Raw genomic sequence first — 20,361 nt, 5'->3', positions numbered from 1 at the left:
AGCAAAGATGAAAGATATACCTGTATTTACCATTTCCCTTGATTTTGAGCTTTACTGGGGGATTTTTGATAAAGTACCCTTAGAAAGCCGTTACACATATTTCGATAATACACGGCAGGTTATCCCACAGATCCTGTCGCTGTTTAAGCAGAACAACGTACATGCAAGCTGGGCAACTGTAGGCATGCTGATGGCAGCAGACTGGGATGACTGGCGTTCTTTTACACCGGCAGCGCTCCCAGACTATACAAACAAGAAGCTCTCTGCTTACCGGCTTGACAAGGACTTTGCGATGGAGAACGGCCAAGTGAGCCGCTACTTCTTTGCCCCGGACCTGGTGAAGGCTATCCGCGACACGCCCTGCCAGGAAGTAGGGACACATACCTTCAGCCACTATTACTGCCGTGAAGAAGGGCAGACAGTGGCGCAGTTCAAAAGTGACCTGCAAGCTGCCAAACGTATCGCCGAAAGAGATAACATCTCGCTTCAGTCTCTTGTGTTTCCCAGAAACCAGTATAACGAGCCGTATTTAAGCGTATGTTTTGAAGAAGGCGTAAAAACAGTTCGCGCGAACCCCGTAGACTGGTGGTGGAAGCAGGGTGTTAAAGATAACCTGCTGCGAAAAGTGTTCCGCGCCGGGGATTGCTATACCCCTCTAAGCCAAAAGACCTCTTTTAAGCTGTCATCCCTGGTTTTACAAGATGGGATGCCGCTGTCGATTCCGGCCAGCAGGTTGCTGCGGCCCGTGCATTCGGGAAATTTCCTGAACCAGCTACGCCTTAAAAGGGTGCTGAACGAAATGACAGTTGCAGCTAAAACCAATTCATGCTACCATCTGTGGTGGCATCCGCACAACTTTGGTGATAACCCGGAAAGGAGTATGGCGGACCTGAAAACCATAGTAGCACATTTTAAAATACTTGAAAAGCAGTATAAGATGGAGAGCATGCATATGACAGACATCTACACCTATACAAAAGAACAGGCAGCTTCATGATAAAATTATTCCGTGTAACAACCATACCGGCCTCTTTACAAAAGCTTATAACAGGACAGTTGCCGTATATGAAGTCCCATGGGTTTCAGCCGCTGATGATATCGGCTGGAGGCCCGGAAGTAGAGGCACTGAAAGCAGAGCAGGACTCCCCGCATGTAGCGCTGCCTCTTACCAGAAAAGTATCCCCTGTAAAAGACTTGTTGGCTTTGTGGCAGTTCTATAAACTATGCCGGCAGCACCGGCCTACCATCATACATTCGCATACACCCAAAGCAGGTATCGTAGCTATGCTGGGCGGCTGGCTGGCTGGCGTTCCGATCCGTTTGCACACGGTAGCCGGTATGCCCCTGATGGAAATGAAAGGGGGCATGTATTTCTTGATGGAGCAGGTGGAAAAGCTAACATATGCCTGTGCCACCAAAGTGTATCCCAACTCGCTTGTTCTGAAAGATTTTATTATAAAAAAAGGCTTCTGTGAGCCCGACAAGGTGAAGGTGATCGGGAACGGGAGCAGCAACGGGATAGATACTGAATACTTTAGCTATGAGCAGATGGACCCAACCCAATTGCAGGCTACGAGAGAGGAACTAGGTCTCAATTCTGACGACTTCGTCTTTGTCTTTATCGGGCGTCTTGTAAAAGACAAGGGAATACGCGAGCTTGTTACTGCTTTCAAACAGATGCAAGCGAAACACCCGAACGTAAAGCTGTTGCTGGTTGGGCCCTTGGAGCAGGACCTGGACCCCTTGCCGGAGAGTACCCTGCAGGAGATCGCGCAGAACCCCGGTATTCTGTCGGTGGGCTGGCAGGATGATGTGCGGGTGTACCTGGCGCTGAGCCATGCCCTGGCTTTCCCGTCTTACCGCGAAGGTTTGCCAAACGTGCCCATGCAGGCTGGCTGCTTTGAGCTGCCCAGCGTCGTGACAGACATAAACGGCTGCAACGAGGTTATACTGCAGGGGCAGAATGGCCTGATCGTGCCGCCTAAAAAGACAGCAGAGCTGCAGGAGGCGATGGAGCGTTTGGTAGAAGACAAGGAATTGTACAGTAACCTGAAGGCGAATGCCCGACGTATGATTAAGGAGCGCTATAATCAGCGGGCATTATGGAAATTATTATTAAAAGAATATCAAGAGCACCTGAAAGAGCATGAGGTTGTTGTATCAAAACTTTCTGAAGCGCGTGTTTGATTTGATTGTAAGCACAGTGGCTTTTATCCTGCTGCTGCCTGTCTTTCTGGTGATCGCACTGCTGTTGTTTATCGTTAACCGAGGCAACCCAATTTTTGTGCAGCCACGGCCGGGCAAACACGGCAAAGTGTTCAGGGTAATCAAGTTTAAGACTATGAATGACCGTACAGACGCGCAAGGCAACCTGCTGTCTGACGAGAAGCGCTTAACTACTGTCGGCAAGTTCCTGCGCAAGACTTCCCTGGATGAGATCCCTCAGCTGCTTAACGTTATAAAAGGAGATATGTCGCTGGTGGGGCCACGCCCTCTAGTGGTGGCGTATCTGCCACTGTATAACAGGGAGCAGCGCAGAAGGCACGATGTAAAGCCGGGCATAACAGGATGGACACAAGTGAAGGGCCGGAACTCCCTCAGTTGGAGTGAGAAGTTCAGTTATGATGTGTGGTATGTGGATAATATATCTTTTCTGCTGGATTTGAAAATACTTTTCCTGACTGTTTATAAAGTGGTTAAGTCAGAAGGTATAAGTGCCGAAGGGACTGCAACAATGCAACCGTTCACAGGGAACTCCTAAGCTGTGTAAGGATTACCTATTTTCTGTGGCAGCGCCTTACATATATAGCTTATAAGCTAAACCTAAAAAGCGGCACGAGTAGCACACGTACCCCTTCTGCCTCTGCCGTGCCTTCTAACCGCTGGCTGTTTAGCTTCATCGCATAGTAGTATCCATAAATAATTTTATATGAGTGAGAAAATATGGCTCTCTTCGCCGCACATGGGCGAAAGTGAATTTAAATATGTAAAAGAGGCTTTCGATACAAACTGGATAGCGCCGCTTGGCCCACATGTAAATGGCTTTGAAAAAGACTTAGCCTCTTATTTGGGCGAGGATGTACACGTAGCAGCCCTGAGTGCTGGTACTGCTGCGCTGCATTTAGCGCTGATCATACTCGGCGTACAGGCCGGTGACGAGGTGATCTGCCAGTCGATGACCTTCTCCGCCTCTGCCAATCCCATTGCTTACCAGGGAGCCACACCCGTGTTTGTGGACAGCGAAGAGCAAACCTGGAACATGTCGCCCAGGTACCTGGAGGCCGCTATCTTAGACCGGATTGAGGAGACGGGTAAAAAGCCGAAAGCCATCATCGTAGTGCACCTTTACGGTATGCCTGCCCAGATGGACCGCATCATGGAAATTGCGAACCGCTACGAGATACCTGTAGTGGAAGATGCCGCAGAAGCCTTAGGGGCTTCTTATAAGGGGCAAAAGTTAGGCACCTTTGGCGCAATGAGCATCCTATCATTTAACGGGAACAAAATTATTACTACTTCAGGTGGCGGTGCTTTGGTATCTCATAACGAAGAGTGGATCAGTAAAGCCCGCTTTCTTGCCACACAGGCACGTGACCCGGCTCCGCACTACCAGCACTCGCAGATTGGCTATAATTATAGAATGAGTAATGTGTGTGCTGCCATTGGCCGTGGGCAGATGGAGGTATTGCCGGCACGCGTAGAGAAAAGGCGGAGTAACTATATGTTCTATCAGAAGGCACTTGCTGCTTATCCCTTTATCCGTTTCATTGCAGAGCCCGACTCAGATTATGTAACGAACCGATGGTTAAGCACGGTGCTGATAGATGACGAGGCAGAAGGTGGTGTCTCCAGGGAAACTATCCTGCTGGGGCTGGAAAAAGACAACATTGAGTCGAGGCCCCTCTGGAAACCGATGCACTTACAGCCCGTATTCGAGGGAGCTCCTTTTTATGGAGACGGCACAAGTGAGAAGTTGTTCGAAAACGGCCTGTGCCTGCCTTCCGGTTCCAATCTAACAGATGAAGATCTGGAGCGGGTGGTGCAGCAACTTCAGGAGACTGTGCGGGTGGCCGCTTCTTAAACCACCAATAACCCCGAAAGCTGTCTTGCCGTTTGATGCATAAACAGACAGCTGAAATCAATATCAATAGAAGCATGATAGATTTAGTGCCTGAAATAAAGGAAACTGCAAAAGGAAACATACTAGACTGGTTGCCGGAAGGAAAGAAAGCTGCAGTGTGTTTCACGATAGATGATATCCACCCCGCTAAAAGTTCAGATGGCTATGAGGCTGGCGGCGATTTAGAGAAAGGAAGCTTGGGTTTAGTAAAATGGCTGCTCGACCGGCACCCGAAGCTAAAAGTAACGCTTTTTACCACGGCAGACTGGAGAGAGCTGTCTCCCGTTCCGACCCGAAAATTTCTTGCTTCCATACCTTATGTCAGAAACAAGGTCTTTCTTGCCGAGCGATGGAAAAAGGGTACCATGCAGCTCGACCGTCATCCGGAATTTGTTAACTTCCTGAATAGCACAGAGCGGATGGAGATAGCCCTGCATGGCTTGTACCACTGCCACAAGGGCCCCATCATACCCGTTGAATTCCAAAATCAGTCAGAGAAGGAGTTCAGGAAGATCCTGAGTGAAATGATCTCCATATTTGATAAGTCGAACATAAAGTACGTAAAAGGAATTTGCCCACCCGGCTGGAACGCCCCTGATAACCTCCTCAACCAGTTAATAGCGCACGATATTAAGTTCGTAGCATCTGCCAGGGATATTTTCACGGATATTTCAAAGGATGCCGTAACCAACATGAGTGGGATAAAAGGTGTTCCCTTACTGTACCCTGCTCTGATAAAAGATAACCGGCTGGTGCATATCCCCTCCAACTTTCAGGCTACATCAAAGTTCGAAAGAGCTACACAGATCATAGAAAATGGTGGATTACTGTCAATCAAAGCGCATATCATCAAGTCTGCTTTTGGCCATGTGGCCCTAGATGGGGTTGACCAGACGTATATGAACTACCTCGATGTACTGCTCACTTCCCTTGAACAGAAATACGGGGATGATTTGTGGTGGACATCAATGGGAGAAATAACAAATCATATTACTACCAAAAATTAAGTAAACGTAAATGGAGAATGTTATAGTAAACCCTGAGAACTATCAGTCTGAGTATATAAAGTATTTAAACGAGTGCTTTAATCATTGGGGGCAGGAGGAACTGTATAACTGGGTTTTTAACCGACAAGTAGGAGACAATGCCTCAGACATCATGATCCTGAAGAACGAGGAGGACGAAGTTATTGCAGGCTCAGGGGTTACGTACAGAAAGTTGTCAACTCCAAGTGGCAAGTCCATAGATATCGCTATCATGACAGGCTCCTGGACATTGCCAAAAGCAAGAGGTAAAGGATGCTTCAGTAAAATAATAGCTTTATCACAGGAGATTGCCCATACGAAGAACGTCCCGTACCTCACTGCTTTTGTGACGGAGCAAAATGCCAGTTTCAGAAGGCTGGCTAGTGCAGGATCCATGCTTGTGCCTACCAGCCATTTGTTCTCTCCGGAGGAACCTTATGCTAAGGCCGATACCTCTGCAATAGAGGTGATAAAAGATGAGGATAAGGAAACAATAGCTGCTATATACAACAGATTTAAAACTCTGCAGAAGGGCAGTATTAGTTTTGATTATACAAAGGAGGAGTTTAACCAACAGTATATAAATAGCCCTAAGAAACCTGAGATTCTGAAAATAGGAGCTAACTATGCGCTTATAGAGGAAACATACAATGCAGTGAAGGTCTTACTTTTAACCTATGAGAATTTAGGCGAATTCGAACACCTTGTGAAAGCATTAACCAATTGGGCTTTAAAGGACAGGTCTAAGAAGCTGTTTCTTTTCTCTACAGAAAAAGAAACGATAGATGTATGTGAAAATCTTGGGTTTGAAAACATGAAAGGGTATTTTACCATTCTGGCTACGGCTCCCGCGGCAGGTACTGAGATTGATGCTCAGCTGATGCAGGTAAACATTCGTATGGGAGACAAAATGTAGGAGACTCTTAAAGTACATTGCTCCGTACAGATCTATTAAATCAATGCTTGCTGTTGGAGCAGCATAAATGTAAGTTCAGGCAAAATCAACTGAAGCTATAACAGATTTAATTTAAACTGACAAAGAAACATCCGCTCTGTATGTAAACAATGCGATTATATTATAGGATATTTTCGTGTGTCCTGGTAATTAGTGTGCTTATTCTAATTTCTGTTAGAGACAATAAGAGTATAGAGTTGCAAAGCAGCAGAAGCAGCTATTTATGTCGTTTACTTTTTAAACAACTCGCGACGCCACCCCAAAAGCTCCACCTAAGCAGTCTTAACTGGTTAATTCAAGACAGGTGCTGTTGGCTAATATTGCATTTGCTTCCTCTAAAGCAGAGTTGATTAGCTTCTCTTTTAAAACTGAAAGATAAAACGCTTTCATCTTCATTTTTCGACTAAGTCAATGAAAGTGAGTTGCCATTGATTTGTAAAGGCATTCATTATGCTAACGCTTCTTTTTGTTATACATAAACAGATAAAAAGTGCGTGTATTATAATAAAATCAATATTCTGTGAAATCAGTATAACCATTTGTTTTTCCTGTCGTTCTAACTATCACGGCTCCAGAAGCTGAAATAATTGATATTTGTAAAATCATATAGAGTTATTCCACTTTATATTAAAAACGGTTACAATTGTACATATATAAGCTTAGCTTTTACTATAGCAGTTCTTTCTGCTGAGAAGTTAGTAATCCTTATATGGTGATTTTATACTAAAACATAGTAGTATAAAATGAGATGAGATGGTGTTATGAAGATATTACTTAATAAGTTCCTCCCTAAGTGGATGGTTTTAATAATTGACCAGCTGATAATGAGCTGGTCTTTTGCCTTGTCTTTTTTTGTAGTCAGGCAATTTGAGTTTACAGAAATTCTAAGAGGCCATTTCTTAGTTTACATAGGTCTTTTCTTTGTTATTTCTCTGACTACCTTTTACTCAATGCGCGTGCATACCGGGCTGATCAGGTATTCCAGCATACATGACATTTACCGTATTTTCTCAGCGGTCCTTATTTGTAGCGTTGCGTATGCCGTGTTTGTGGCACTTTGGCTTGCGCCGGTGCATAACATCGATTCCGTTAATATTTACCTGGTGTTGCTGCTGAACTTCTTTATTGCCTCTACCTTGCTTATTTTGGTGAGATTAGGAGCGAAGGCGCTGTTTTTATACATCAGGAAAGGCACTGCCGGACGCAAAGAGACAGTACTCATATACGGTGCAGACGGTTACTCTATTTTGCTAAAGCAGGCACTGGAGGCAAGCACTTCCGGCTGTTTCACTATTGTTGGTTTCGTGGATGACGACCCGCACAAAATAGACAAAGACATTCACCAGAAAAGGGTGTACCATGTGAATGACATTGAGAACCTGCAGAACAAGTTTAACATAGATAAGCTCTTTGTCTTTAATGAAGACCTGAAGTCAGAGTTCCGGAAGAAGTCGATTGAAAAGTGCGTTGAATTGGGTATAAAAGTAATGACCGTTCCACCCACAGAGCAATGGATGTCCGGTAACCTGAGCATGAAGCAGATCAAAAACCTTAAAATCGAGGACTTGCTGCAGCGCCCACCAATTGTTATTGAGAACAAGCAAGTAGCCAGCGACCTGATTGGCAAGCGTGTGCTCATTACAGGTGGCGCGGGCTCTATCGGCTCTGAGATTGTGCGGCAGGTGCTAAACTATAATCCTGAGTTGGTGGTAATATGCGACCAGGCAGAATCTCCGCTGCATGAGCTGCAACTGGAGGTGAAAGAACTTTTCCCTGACGCAAACCTGGCAGTTTGTATCTGCGATGTAACCAACTTTAACCGCATGTATTCGCTCTTCAAAGACTATGCGCCTGATATAGTGTATCATGCGGCAGCTTACAAGCATGTACCGATGATGGAGAATAACCCTTGCGAAGCTGTTTTAACAAATATATTAGGCACAAAGAATGTGGCTGATCTATCGCTTACTTTTGATGTGGAGAAGTTTGTCATGGTCTCTACAGATAAAGCGGTAAACCCGACCAACATAATGGGTACATCCAAGCGCATTGCCGAGATCTACATACAGTCGCTGAATAACATTAGCGGCAGCAAGATTAATGGCAACAAGCCAGGTCGCCGTACAGAACCACAAACAAAGTTTATTACGACCCGCTTTGGTAATGTACTGGGGTCTAACGGATCTGTTATTCCACGTTTCCGTGCGCAGATTGAGAAGGGCGGGCCGGTTACAGTAACGCACCCCGATATTACCCGTTATTTCATGACCATACCGGAGGCTGTACAGCTGGTGCTGGAAGCAGGAACAATGGGTAAAGGAGGCGAGATATTTGTCTTCGACATGGGTGAGCCTGTTAAGATCGTGGACCTGGCCACGAAGATGATCAAGCTGGCAGGACTGGTGCCGAATGTAGATGTTAATGTCATCTTCACAGGCCTGCGGCCAGGAGAGAAGCTGTATGAAGAACTGCTGAATGAAGAAGAAATGACGATTCCGACACATCATTCCAAGATCAAGATTTCTAAAGTAAGGGATTATTCGTATGATGATGTGGTGAGCGATATTGAAGAGTTGCTGAAGCTGAACAAGAACAAAGAAGAGCTGAAAGTGGTGAAGAAGATGAAGCAAATTGTTCCAGAGTATATTAGCAACAACTCCCGGTTTGAGCAGCTGGATATGCAAATAAATTAAAAGTTTACCAGTTTACATATTACCTGCTAAAGCAAAAGAACCGCCAATTATGCGGTTCTTTTGCTTTAGCAGGTAATAGACATTTGGAGGTTCTGCTTTCCTTTTTCTGTCTGCAAATTGTGTAGACGAAGGGACGCAGCCTTACATATTTGAGTTCTGGCTAAAACTTACTTCATTTAAGAAACTGTTTTAAAACTTATACAAGCGGGAAAAGCAAGTTCAGAATACTGGTTAAATGCTGTGGAAATGGCCTTCATGACTATAACTTCTGGCTCTCAAATGAGTTTTAAAACAGCTTCTAAAGCATGATTAATTTTTTTTTGAGCTGTAGAAATGAGCTGAAAGAAGCTGACGATAGTTTTTCTGATAAAATCAAAATGCTTATTGTTACATAATAGTGATTTTATTACATTTAATTAAATCATTGTTATAAATTTATTACTTACTTTACTTTAAAGGTCAAAGTTTAAATATGTATTTATAAAAGTATAGCTTATGATATTGCTTATAAACTGGTTGTATCTAATGCTGAGAAGCGATGCTGTTTAACTCCTTTGAGTTCCTGGTCTTTTTCCCGACGGTGTTTTTGCTTTACTTCCTGCTGCCGTATCGCTTCCGATGGGTGCTGCTGCTGATAGCCAGCTACATTTTCTACATGTTCTGGCGAATAGATTACACTATTATTATCATTATCTCCACGCTGATAGACTACGGATGCGGCCGGATGATGGACCGTTACCCAGACGAAGAGAGAGGCAAACGTAAGTATTGGCTGTGGCTAAGCCTTCTGTCTAACCTGGGAATACTATTCACCTTTAAATATTATAACTTCTTCAGCTCTGCTGCAGAAGACTTGGCTAACCTGTTGGGGGTGAGTTATGCAGCACCGGCTTTTCAGCTCCTGCTGCCTATGGGTATATCCTTTTACACTTTCCAAACCATGAGCTATAGTATAGATGTATACTATGGCCGGACTAAGGCAGAGCGGCATCTGGGTATCTTCGCTCTTTTCGTAACCTTTTTCCCGCAACTGGTAGCCGGGCCGATTGAGCGGGCTGAGAACCTCTTAAACCAACTGAAGCAGAAACACGATTTCGAATACCAGCGTGTAACAAACGGACTCAGGCTCATGGCGTGGGGCCTGTTCAAAAAAATGGTAATTGCTGACCGGCTAGCCCCGATGGTGAACGAGGTGTACAGCACACCTGAAGAGTATGCAGGAATACCGCTTATTCTGGCCACAGTGTTCTTCGCCTTTCAAATCTACTGCGACTTTTCCGGGTACTCTGACATTGCCATTGGCTCAGCAAATGTAATGGGTTTTAAGCTGATGGAAAATTTCCGAACGCCCTACCATGCCAGGTCCATCAAGGAGTTCTGGGGCCGCTGGCATATCTCGCTCTCGACCTGGTTTCGTGATTATCTTTATATCCCGCTTGGGGGCAACCGTGTTCTTAAGTGGCGGTGGTATTATAATATCTTCATCACATTTGTAGTAAGTGGCCTGTGGCATGGGGCAAACTGGACCTTTATTGTATGGGGAGCGCTGCACGGGGTCTACCTTGTATTCGCGGAGGTAAGTAGGGAGCAACGTAACAGTTTGGTGGAGACACTGGGGCTGAAGAGGCTGCCGTGGCTACATAAGGCGCTGCAGGTTGGCACAACCTTTTCTCTGGTATGCCTGGCCTGGGTGTTCTTCCGGGCGAATACAATAAACGATGCCTGGTACATTAGTACGCATATGCTATCCGGGTTGAGTGAGTCGGTTAACGTAATTACATATAATATTGATGGTTTGAGAACAGAGTGGCTGTACTTAGGGCAATCCCTACCAAAGTTGTTAGCGGCTTTCTTCGTTATAGGCATACTTGAACTGGTACAACTTCAACAAAAAAGCAAAGGCTTGCAGCTCATGTTCTCCCATAACCCTCTAATCCGCTGGAGTGGCTATTACATACTAGTCGCTCTCATCATTTTTATGGGCGTTTTTGGTCAGAATGAGTTCATTTACTTTCAATTCTAGGTGCGATGATTAAATTGTTTAAGAAGCTCTTGCTACTTACTTTTCCTTTTGCAGTCATTTACTTTTATTCCGAGTACAGGCTTTCTTCTCTCGATAACAGTTATAAGTTTAGGAGAAGAGCTTTAGAAAGGCAGATTGCTGGATGTGAAATCCTATTACTAGGAAGCTCCCATGGGGTTAGTGGAATCAATCCGGAATATCTGACAAAGAGTGCCTTCAACGCTGCAAACGTGAGTCAGACAGTTTTTTATGATAAGGAAATACTGCTCAAGTACATAGGTTCTGCCAAAGAGTTGGAAACGGTTGTTTTGCCAGTGTCTTATTTCACGCTCTGGAGTGATAGCCATACTTCTAAAGAAGCCTGGCGTGAATATTTCTACTATAGGTTCAGTGATATTAAGCATCCTGATTTAAATCCCTTTGAACCGGCTGCTTTCAGTTTTGTAGCTCTTTACACCCCAGGAAAAGTAAAATCATACCTTCTGAGGAATTTTGATGTCAACTTAGTTGCAAACGAAAGAGAGGACGGGTGGAGAGGATACCCGGCAGGTGAAATCAAAAGAATCAATTATGTAACAGGCAAAAGGAGAGTTGCACTGCACCACAGCAATATGCTGGCAAGTAGTTACACGAAGAATATGGAATATTTAGAGGAGATACTGGCCGCTGCGGAAAAAAGAGGAATAGAAGTAGTGCTCGTTGCAACGCCTGTTTACAGAACGTACAGTAAATTCACAAAGGAGAAGTATAAACTCGCAAACATGAAAGCTTTGAAAGCTTTGAGAAAAGAGTTTGATATGACTTACCTGGATTACAGTAACGACAAACGCTTCACCATTAATGACTTCTACGACAATGATCATCTGAACTATAAAGGCGCTGCAAAGTTCACCAGAATCTTGAACGAAAAGTTGATGTAGTGCATGAGGCTGATTGTTTGATTACCTGATTTTGTATAGGAAGAACCTTCCTGTCTAATTCTTTCATGTAGTGGCATTGTTGCCACCTGCACCTGGAAGCTTGTTCTTAAAGGGATTGTGGTCATAGTTCTTTACTTGTGCCTGAGAAGGAAGTTCGGCCATCCAACCTGACAGGTCGGAATACATCTGTTATTTTCCCTGTTCTGCTATTATAGTAGGGCCTTGTTAGCTAAGCTTAGACTATTTTACTTCTGGTATTCTATTATTTTATTCTAATTCCACATCTTAAATGTATTAGATTGAGAATGATATAATTTTATATTATATTTAATTCATACAGTTTTGCCTGCGTATAACAAGGTTAATTGTAAAAGAAGCTTGTTGCAAGTGTAGGAACTGCTGCAAGTTCTGAAAGCAAACTTAAAGCATCATCGGGAGGTTAAATGTAAAGGGATGGAAATGGTTGATAATAAAATCCTTGAAAGAACGCATTCTTACGTTGAGCATCAGTTACTGGCAGCTGGTGAGACGATAGGCTTTGATTTAAAGCACACAAAAGAGCTGGTTGCCGTAGCGGAAGAGGTGGGTAGGTCCAGTACACTGCAGGAGGAGGAAATGGAAATACTGCTCTTGGCAGCCTGGCTCCATGATATCAGTTATGCTACATCAGGAGAACCTATAGACGGTGCTGCCTCTTTACCGGTAACAGAATACCTGGAAAATAGTGGGCTGTCTCATACTGAGATTCAGAAAGTAAAGCAGTGCATAGCCGCCACCCATTACCCGCAGTGCCCACAGGATACGCTGGAGGAGGCGCTTTGTGATGCTGTAGCAAGCTTCCTGGCCGCACCCGATTACCTGACGCAGGAGGAGAAACAGGCAAAAGCCAAATCGCGGAAGAAACGGGACCTGTATGAATGGATGAACAAACAGGTCTCGCTGTTTAAGAAACACGCCTTTTTTACAAGATACGCCATAAGCGCCTTCTCTGACGGCAAGGAGAAGAACCTCAAGCTACTGAAAAAGAAGTTGAAGGAACTGAGCAAAGATAACGCTGAACTGGAAGCGGTTTGGGAGGAAAATAAAAAGCTGAAGAAAGACCTGGTAAAGGAGAAAGAACAGAAGGTAAGTAAAGGGATAGAGACGATGTTCAGAACCACCATGGCCAGTCACCTGCAATTAAGCGTGATGGCAGATGGCAAAGCGAACCTGATGATATCTATCAACGCTATTGTTGCCTCCATTCTAATTTCCACTTTCGTCAGGAAGTTTGAAGAAGTGCCCCACCTGATGATCCCGTCCATCATGCTTACCCTAGTTTGTCTTTTAACCATCATTTTTGCAGTACTATCTACCCGCCCGAACATCAAGAAAACAACTGTGCCGGAAGACAGCAGAGACCTGCTCTTTTTTGGGGACTTTGTGCAGCTTAGCTCTGACACGTATAAGAACGGTATCCGAAACATCATGCGCGACCATGACAAACTGTACAACAGCATGATTGATAATATCTACCTGCAGGGGAAGGTATTAGCCAGAAAATACCGACTGCTGAAAATTGCTTACACTATTTTCATGGTCGGTTTTGCCGTGGTTTTAGCAAGCTATGCTATCGCCTGGTTTTTATTTGGGCAATAGTCTGCGTTCAGGAAAAGCAACGCTACCAAGAGAGGTATAGCTGAAGATAGGTGGAACTGTAGCGTTTGACTGGAGGAATTTTACCAGCCAACCAGTATGTTTTTCAGATGTGAACGCTCATGCTGGCGTGGTGTAGCCAAGACTTAAACGCCTTCTCTTCCTATTGTAGAAAATATCCATACAGCCGAAAGCAGACCTCCTCGACTGTGAGCAAGACAGGTGATAGATAATCGTTATGGTTTTAAAGAAGCTCTCTGCCACTTCTCGTGCGGCTTCCAGGGCATCTGCATAATGCGTTCGACAAACATACCATTGCTATATAACTTCAATTTAGCTTTCAACAGAAGCTACCTGCCTTTCCTCCGCTAAACAAATGCTACAACTCAATTGGACCATTAGGGAACTTTAAGCCTTGCCTCTTACTTTCCCTCATGCGGTATCACATCACGTAGCAGTATAATTTCAGGGTAGAATGGAATTAATTTAGGTGCAACTTCCTTCTGAAGAAGATGAATGTGCCAGCTGGCTTTATAGCTAAAGAAACCCGATTTTCAATTTGGATGGCACGTGTTTTCAAACCTGCGCCTTTGGGTTCAGGTAACAAAAATGGAGGGTTTCTAAAGAATTTTGTCTAATTTAGAAACTGCGATAATCTTATTCTTTACTGCAATCATGCATTTAAACAGGTTATTAGTATTCATTTTGCTTCTAGCAGGGAATTTAAACGCTGTACTTGCTGCTATACCAGAGCACTACAGGTTTTCTCTCTTAGATATCAACAACGGGTTATCAGATAACCAGATTAAGAGCTTTCTGAAAGATAGCAGAGGGTTTCTTTGGGTTGGTACCTCCTCCGGGCTCAACCGCTATGATGGCTATAAGTTTAAAGTTTTCAAGTACAACTCCAACGATAGTTCTTCCCTGGTAAATAACGACGTTTTGAAGTTATTTGAAGGACCGGAAGGTAAAATATGGATACAAACCAGTAATGGAGCCTGTATTTATGATCCTGCAACAGAAAGATTCTCCAGGCAGCACGAAGGCATACTGAAGAAGTACGGTTTACCTGATGCCATTGTTGAAGATGCTGTGAAAGACGCAGCGGGCAATTACTGGTTTATAAGTACAGGAAAGGGCATTACCAGGTACAATCCTGCCGATGGCAGCTCCGCAAGGCTTACGCATGCCTTCAACAGCAAAAACACGCTCAGCACCAACGATGTATCTGCCATCCGGCAGGACTCTGAAGGCAATCTGTGGGTTATCCACAGGAACGGCATCCTGGATAAGATAAACTCTCAGACGCTGCAGGTAATGGAGCGTAATGATGAAATTTACAAAAGTTTTAACCAGGAGCAGCTGAACTATTCCCTAACTGTTGATAGTGACGATGACCTTTGGGTACACCTGCAAAATGTACCGGGAGGGGTTTTCTTTTACGACAATAAAAGTAAGTCACTCTCTCATTTCCATAAAAAAGCCGCAAAGCTGCAGCTTAACAACAATATGGTAAGAGGCGTAGTGGAAGGTGCCAAAGGGAAGATCTGGATTGGTACTGACCACGGCGGCATCAACGAAATAGACAAGAAAGATTTCTCTGTACACTATATCCGCCATAACCCTGAGGTGGAGAAAAGCCTTTCGCATAACAGCATCAATACACTTTATAAAGATGATGAAGGCATTGTCTGGATTGGAACCTTTAAGAAAGGCGTCAACTATTACCACCCGAACAATATCCGCTTCCCGCACATAAAGCACCAGTCCTCTGTCAGCACCAGCCTTCCGTATGATGATGTGAATTCTTTTGTTGAAGATGCGAAGGGGAACCTATGGATTGGCACCAACGGCGAAGGTTTGTTATACTGGGATAGGGCCGCTGGAACGTACACCCGCTATCGGCACGATGTAAACAACCCGAACAGCCTGAGCAGCGATGTAGTCGTAAGCCTGCTGATAGACAAAAATAACACCTTATGGGTAGGGACTTACCTTGGCGGATTAAATAAGTTCGATGGTACAGGCTTCACCCACTATAGAAATGATCCGCGGGATCCGCATAGCCTGTCTGATGATAGCATCTGGGAGCTTTATGAAGACTCCAAGGGAGACCTATGGGTCGCTACGCTTCGGGGTGGGCTGGAGCTGTTTGATCGCCAGCAAAACGTGTTTCGCCATTCCCGGTTAGGAGAAGGAGAGTTTCCGGTGCATTGTGACTATCTTTCCTCTATTGCGGAAGACAGCAAAGGCAATCTATGGGTTGGAGGAGGCTATGGTATAGATGTATTCAACCGGGAAACCGGCAAGAGCACCTACTTTTCCCATGATCCGAAAGATCCCCATAGCCTTGTCAGTAACAACATCACCTACATCCTGAGAGACAGTGAGCAAAACATCTGGATAGGAACTTCGGAAGGCCTTGATCTTTACAATGAGAAGACAAATTCCTTCCGACACTATACCGTAGCAGATGGACTACCCAGCAATACGATTGTCGCCATAGTAGAAGATAAGGCTAAGAACATCTGGTTATCCACTCCTAGTGGTATATCGAACATGCTATTGGACAGAAAGAATGCAATGGTGGCTACCTTCAGGAATTTTGATGAACTGGATGGCCTGCAAAGTAAAGCTTTCAACGAAAACGCTGCTTATGTAACAAGTAAAGGAGAAATCGTGTTTGGCGGGCCAAACGGCCTGAATATTTTCCTGCCTGAGCGTATAGGAGAAAACAGCTTATCGCCCCGCATTGTGTTCACCGATTTTCAGCTGTTTAACAAGAGTGTGGAGGCTGGGAAAGCGGTGAATGGCCGTGTGCTGCTGCCTAAAGCAATTTCTGAGACACAGGCTGTTTCTTTAAAGCACGACGAAAACGTTTTCTCTATAGAGTTCGCTGCGCTTAACTTCTTTCATCCTGAAAAGACAAAGTATCGCTATATGCTGGAGGGCTTCGACAAAGAATGGCATACGACAAACAATACCAACAGGAGAGTTACCTATACTAACCTTGATCCGGGAGAGTATGAACTAAAGGTGATGGCCTCCAATAACGATGGTATCTGGAACGAGGAAGGAATCAGCATGCAAGTTACGGTGCTTGCTCCCTTCTGGCTGACAACAGAGGCATTTGCCCTGTATGGTGTGCTGGCTTTTGTCCTGTTGATTTTTGCCCGGAAGGTGCTGCTGCAAAGGGCAAGGGCAAATTTCCTGATAGAGCAGGAGAGAAGAGAGGCCCATCAGCTGCACGAACTTGACCTCATGAAAATCAAGTTCCTGACAAACGTGAGCCACGAGTTCAAGACACCGCTTACCCTGATTCTGGCTCCGATTGAGAGCCTGCTGAAAACCACGAAGAACCCGGACCAGTTGCAGCAGTTCGAGATGATAAACCGGAATGCCAAGCGACTGCTTAACCTTGTGAACCAACTGCTTGACTTCCGGAAGATCGAGGTAGAGGAAATTAGCCTATACCCATCCGAAGGCAACGTGGTGAAGTTTGTGGAAGCAACGGTTAATTCCTTCTCCGCCCTGTCGGAAAAGAAAAACATTACCTTAACCTTTAAGGCGAATGTACCGGAGCTGCAGGCGTCTTTTGATATGGATAAACTGGAGAAAATCCTGTTTAACCTGCTGTCTAACGCCTTCAAGTTCACGCCTGACTATGGTTTTATTAATGTAGAGCTGAACTGCTACGACAACGATTCCTCTTCTACGGGCATTAAGATTCTGGAACTGAAAGTAAGGGACAGTGGCATTGGAATTGCCAAAGAGAATCATAAGAAGGTGTTCGAGCGATTCTTCCAGGATGTAGTGCCGGGGAACATGGTGAACCAGGGCAGTGGTATCGGCTTATCTATTACAAAAGAATTCGTGAAAATACATGGGGGTATCATCACCCTGGATAGTGCTCCGGGGCAGGGCAGTTGCTTTACTGTTACTATTCCTGTAAAGGAAATAATGCAGCTGCATGCACTGGAAGCCGAAGAGGTGAAGGAAAAGGATGCAAATGCTTCGAAAGAAAGAGAAGCAGCTACGCCGGACAAGCTGCAGGTTTCCAGTTACCTCGATAATGCCCCTGTGGTGTTGTTGGTAGAGGACAATGAAGATTTCAGGTTTTACCTAAAGGACAACCTGAAGGAGCACTTCACCATCATTGAGGCGAAAGACGGTAGAGAGGGATGGCAGAAGGCGCTGGCGCATATGCCCGACCTGATTGTGAGTGATTTGATGATGCCGGAAGTAAACGGAATTGACCTTTGTAAAAAGATAAAAGCTGACTCCCGCACCTCCCATATCCCGTTTGTGCTGCTTACAGCGCATGCCTCAGAGGATAAGAAGCTGGATGGCCTGAATATCGGAGCCAACGACTATATAACCAAGCCCTTCAGTTTCGAGCTGCTGCTATCGCGTATTAAAAACCTGATTACGCAGCGTGAACTGCTGCAGAAAGTGTTTGAAAAGAAAATCAGTGTACAGTCAAGTGAGGAGAAAGTTGTTTCCCTGGACGATAAGCTGGTGCAGAATGCTATAAAAACGGTGGAAGAGAACCTCTCTAATGCTGATTTCTCAGTAGAGATACTGAGTAAAGAGCTGGGCGTGAGTAGGGTACACCTCTATAAAAAGCTGCTAGCGATAACCGGGCAGTCGCCGGTAGAGTTTATCCGGAAGATCAGGCTGCAGCATGCGGCACAGATCCTCGAGAAGAGCCAGTTGACGGTGGCAGAGGTGGCCTATAAAGTAGGCTTCAATAACAGGAAGTACTTCACAAAGTATTTTAAAGAAGAGTACAAAATCCTGCCGTCGCAGTATGCTGAAAGCAGGCAAAAGGAAACGCAGGCATAAAATTGCTTAGCGCATAGAGAAAAGTTGAGGGAAAACCTCAGCTTTTTTGTGACTTTTCCTGCCATAGGAACAAAGTCAGGAAAGAAGGCAATGCAGCACCTGCAAAGCGAAATCGGAAACAAAAGGAACCATTTTATTCACAAAAAGGTGCTTCTGTGGCTGTTTCATTAACATGTTAACACGTTGTTCTCTTATCTGAAACATTTTATACCCCCTCTATCCAGCGCAATTATGTAATTTCGAAGCTGTAATTACTTACTCACTCTTGAAGGATAGATTCATTATTCTAAAGTAAAATGTATAAAGCCCCAAAAATTTCTATTAAAAGGTTAGTTGCAGCCTGTGCTTTTATAGTCTGTGCGGCAACAACGCAGGAGGCAAGCAGCCAACCCAACAGACTTGAGTTAAAGGATCTGTCGGCTTTCCAGAATCCTGGCAAAAGCTGGCAGGTTGTGGGAGACGTAACAGCTATCCTGGACAAGGAGAACAAACTCAACACAAGCACCGGCACCGGTGTGCTGGTGAACCTGCCACGCAGGAAAGGCGCTGGCAAAGACCTGCTCACCACATTTGAGCACGGAGATGTGGATGTGGAGCTGGATTATATGATGGCCAAAGGCTCTAACTCCGGTATTTATTTGCAGGGGCGCTACGAACTGCAGCTGGAAGACAGCTGGGGAAAAACGAGCCGCTCTGCCAGCAACAACGGCGGCATATACGAACGCTGGGACACAAGCCGTCCGAAGGGGCAGGAGGGGTACCAGGGCTATGCTCCCCGCCAGAACGTAGGTCGTGCGCCGGGCCTGTGGCAGCACCTGAAAATCTCTTTCCAGGCACCTCGTTTTGATGCGAATGGCAATAAAATAGAGAATGCTAAAATGCTGCTCGTAGAGTTAAACGGTGTGCCGATACACGAGAACGTAGAGCTGTTCGGACCTACCAGAGGCGCTATCAGTAACGAAGAGGTAGCCAGTGGGCCGCTCCGCATCCAGGGTGATCATGGTGCCGTAGCTTTCAAAAACATGGTGGTCACACATTTTGTGAAACCTCGCCTGGAGCTAACAGACTTGAAGTATGCCATATACCCGGGCAGGCATGAGAAGGAGCCGTTCTATAAAGACATTCCGCCGGAAGCTGAAGGACCATCTGGCATTCTGACTTCCAACTTGAATACGGAGGCAAGGCAATTCCTGCTCCGCTATACTGGTTCCATCATTGTAAAAGAGCCTGGGGAGTATACTTTCGACCTCACCACACCCGGAGGGGCAGGTTTGGTGAGAATAAATAATGAAGAGGTAGTGCCAATGAAGTACTGGAACGGCACCGGCTCTGTAAAACTGCCAGCGGGAAAGATGCCAATTGAAGTAGTCTACTCTAAGTACTTGGATTGGGCGCAGCCAGAGATGGCCCTTTACGTATCTGGTCCAGACCTGCGCAAGTTCCTGATCAGCGATAAAGAAGTGGGGCTGGAAAGTTTGGTAGATCCGATTTTGGTAGACCCACAGGAGAAGCCAATCCTCCGCAGCTTTATTGACATACAGGGTGGCCATCGCGTAACACATGCCGTATCAGTGGGCAGCCCGGAAGAACTCCACTATACCTACGACATGGACCACGGCTCGCTCGTGCAACTATGGCGCGGTGGCTTCCTCGATGCAACCCCAATGTGGCATGACCGTGGTGACGGCTCCTCCCTAGCGATTGGTTCTATTCAGCATTTCGGGAAACCAACACTCTCCATTGCCAAACTTGCCTCAGAGCAGGCTGCATGGGCAACAGACACAACTGGCAGCGCATACCGCCAGCGTGGCTACAGGTTAAATGAGAAAGAAGAGCCTACGTTTATGTACAGTGTGTATGGCGCCAACGTGGAGGACGCTATTAGCGTGCTTCAGAATGGGAAGGGAATTCAGCGGCACATAAGCCTCCAGAACCCGACAAATAATTTATATGTGCGCCTGGTAGAAGGAGAGAAAATTGAAGAGGTGGCAAAAGGTATGTACCTCGTGGATGGCAAGTCCTACTATGTGCGGTTGGATGATGCCGGAGGGGCCAAGCCTGTGGTAAGGAATATGGCAGGTCGCCAGGAACTAATCATTCCTGTGCGCGAGAAACTGACCTATTCCGTTCTTTTTTAGTTTATTT

Annotated in this window: 13 protein-coding genes; 12 read left to right on the top strand and 1 reads right to left on the bottom strand. The window is 45.3% G+C overall.

Annotation, left to right across the window (positions count from 1 at the left end):
* Positions 1 to 7 precede the first annotated feature (7 nt).
* The 9 genes from E1919_RS03415 to E1919_RS03375 all read left to right on the top strand — a co-directional run bounded on the left by E1919_RS03415 (position 8) and on the right by E1919_RS03375 (position 11,736).
* Complete coding sequence (locus E1919_RS03415; RefSeq protein ID WP_162051932.1) at positions 8 to 997, top strand: polysaccharide deacetylase family protein; 990 nt, start codon at positions 8 to 10, stop codon at positions 995 to 997.
* Positions 994 to 2,187: a glycosyltransferase family 4 protein gene (locus E1919_RS03410; RefSeq protein WP_162051931.1), complete on the top strand. Its 1,194-nt coding sequence runs from the start codon at positions 994 to 996 to the stop codon at positions 2,185 to 2,187. The genes E1919_RS03415 and E1919_RS03410 overlap by 4 nt, the downstream gene beginning before the upstream one ends.
* On the top strand, positions 2,147 to 2,761 hold the full coding sequence (locus E1919_RS03405; protein ID WP_317168183.1) for a sugar transferase: 615 nt from the start codon (positions 2,147 to 2,149) through the stop codon (positions 2,759 to 2,761). The genes E1919_RS03410 and E1919_RS03405 overlap by 41 nt, the downstream gene beginning before the upstream one ends.
* A 168-nt stretch (positions 2,762 to 2,929) precedes the next feature.
* Complete coding sequence (locus E1919_RS03400) at positions 2,930 to 4,081, top strand: DegT/DnrJ/EryC1/StrS family aminotransferase (protein WP_162051929.1); 1,152 nt, start codon at positions 2,930 to 2,932, stop codon at positions 4,079 to 4,081.
* A 35-nt stretch (positions 4,082 to 4,116) separates the two neighbouring features.
* A complete protein-coding gene (locus tag E1919_RS03395; RefSeq protein ID WP_162051928.1) occupies positions 4,117 to 5,127 on the top strand; it encodes a DUF2334 domain-containing protein in 1,011 nt (336 codons plus the stop codon).
* A gap of 10 nt (positions 5,128 to 5,137) precedes the next feature.
* Positions 5,138 to 6,061: a GNAT family protein gene (locus E1919_RS03390; protein WP_162051927.1), complete on the top strand. Its 924-nt coding sequence runs from the start codon at positions 5,138 to 5,140 to the stop codon at positions 6,059 to 6,061.
* 800 nt (positions 6,062 to 6,861) lie between these two features.
* Positions 6,862 to 8,793: a polysaccharide biosynthesis protein gene (locus E1919_RS03385; RefSeq protein ID WP_162051926.1), complete on the top strand. Its 1,932-nt coding sequence runs from the start codon at positions 6,862 to 6,864 to the stop codon at positions 8,791 to 8,793.
* A gap of 538 nt (positions 8,794 to 9,331) precedes the next feature.
* Positions 9,332 to 10,816 (top strand): MBOAT family O-acyltransferase, encoded by a 1,485-nt coding sequence (locus tag E1919_RS03380; RefSeq protein WP_162051925.1) that lies wholly within the window; start codon positions 9,332 to 9,334, stop codon positions 10,814 to 10,816.
* 5 nt (positions 10,817 to 10,821) lie between these two features.
* Complete coding sequence (locus E1919_RS03375) at positions 10,822 to 11,736, top strand: DUF1574 family protein (protein WP_162051924.1); 915 nt, start codon at positions 10,822 to 10,824, stop codon at positions 11,734 to 11,736.
* A gap of 63 nt (positions 11,737 to 11,799) precedes the next feature.
* Here the strand turns inward: E1919_RS03375 and E1919_RS27875 are convergent, their stop codons facing one another.
* Complete coding sequence (locus tag E1919_RS27875) at positions 11,800 to 11,922, bottom strand: hypothetical protein (protein ID WP_262888686.1); 123 nt, start codon at positions 11,920 to 11,922, stop codon at positions 11,800 to 11,802.
* A gap of 273 nt (positions 11,923 to 12,195) precedes the next feature.
* Here E1919_RS27875 and E1919_RS03370 point away from each other — a divergent pair, with 273 nt between their 5' ends.
* The 3 genes from E1919_RS03370 to E1919_RS03360 all read left to right on the top strand — a co-directional run bounded on the left by E1919_RS03370 (position 12,196) and on the right by E1919_RS03360 (position 20,354).
* The gene (locus tag E1919_RS03370) at positions 12,196 to 13,374 is read left to right on the top strand and encodes a Pycsar system effector family protein (protein WP_162051923.1); all 1,179 of its coding nucleotides are present in this window, start codon (positions 12,196 to 12,198) and stop codon (positions 13,372 to 13,374) included.
* Positions 13,375 to 14,076: 702 nt separating this feature from the next.
* Positions 14,077 to 18,216 carry a hybrid sensor histidine kinase/response regulator transcription factor gene (locus E1919_RS03365; protein WP_237143976.1) on the top strand — a complete coding sequence of 1,380 codons (4,140 nt, stop codon included), beginning with the start codon at positions 14,077 to 14,079 and terminating at the stop codon, positions 18,214 to 18,216.
* Between the two features lie 296 nt (positions 18,217 to 18,512).
* Positions 18,513 to 20,354, top strand: a complete 1,842-nt coding sequence (locus E1919_RS03360; protein WP_162051921.1) for a 3-keto-alpha-glucoside-1,2-lyase-like domain-containing protein — start codon at positions 18,513 to 18,515, stop codon at positions 20,352 to 20,354.
* Positions 20,355 to 20,361 lie beyond the last annotated feature (7 nt).

Source organism: Pontibacter pamirensis (genome assembly GCF_010015475.1).
Classification (GTDB): domain Bacteria; phylum Bacteroidota; class Bacteroidia; order Cytophagales; family Hymenobacteraceae; genus Pontibacter; species Pontibacter pamirensis.
The sequence above is the reverse complement of the archived record's forward strand: the minus strand, read 5'-3'. Positions and strand labels throughout refer to the sequence as shown.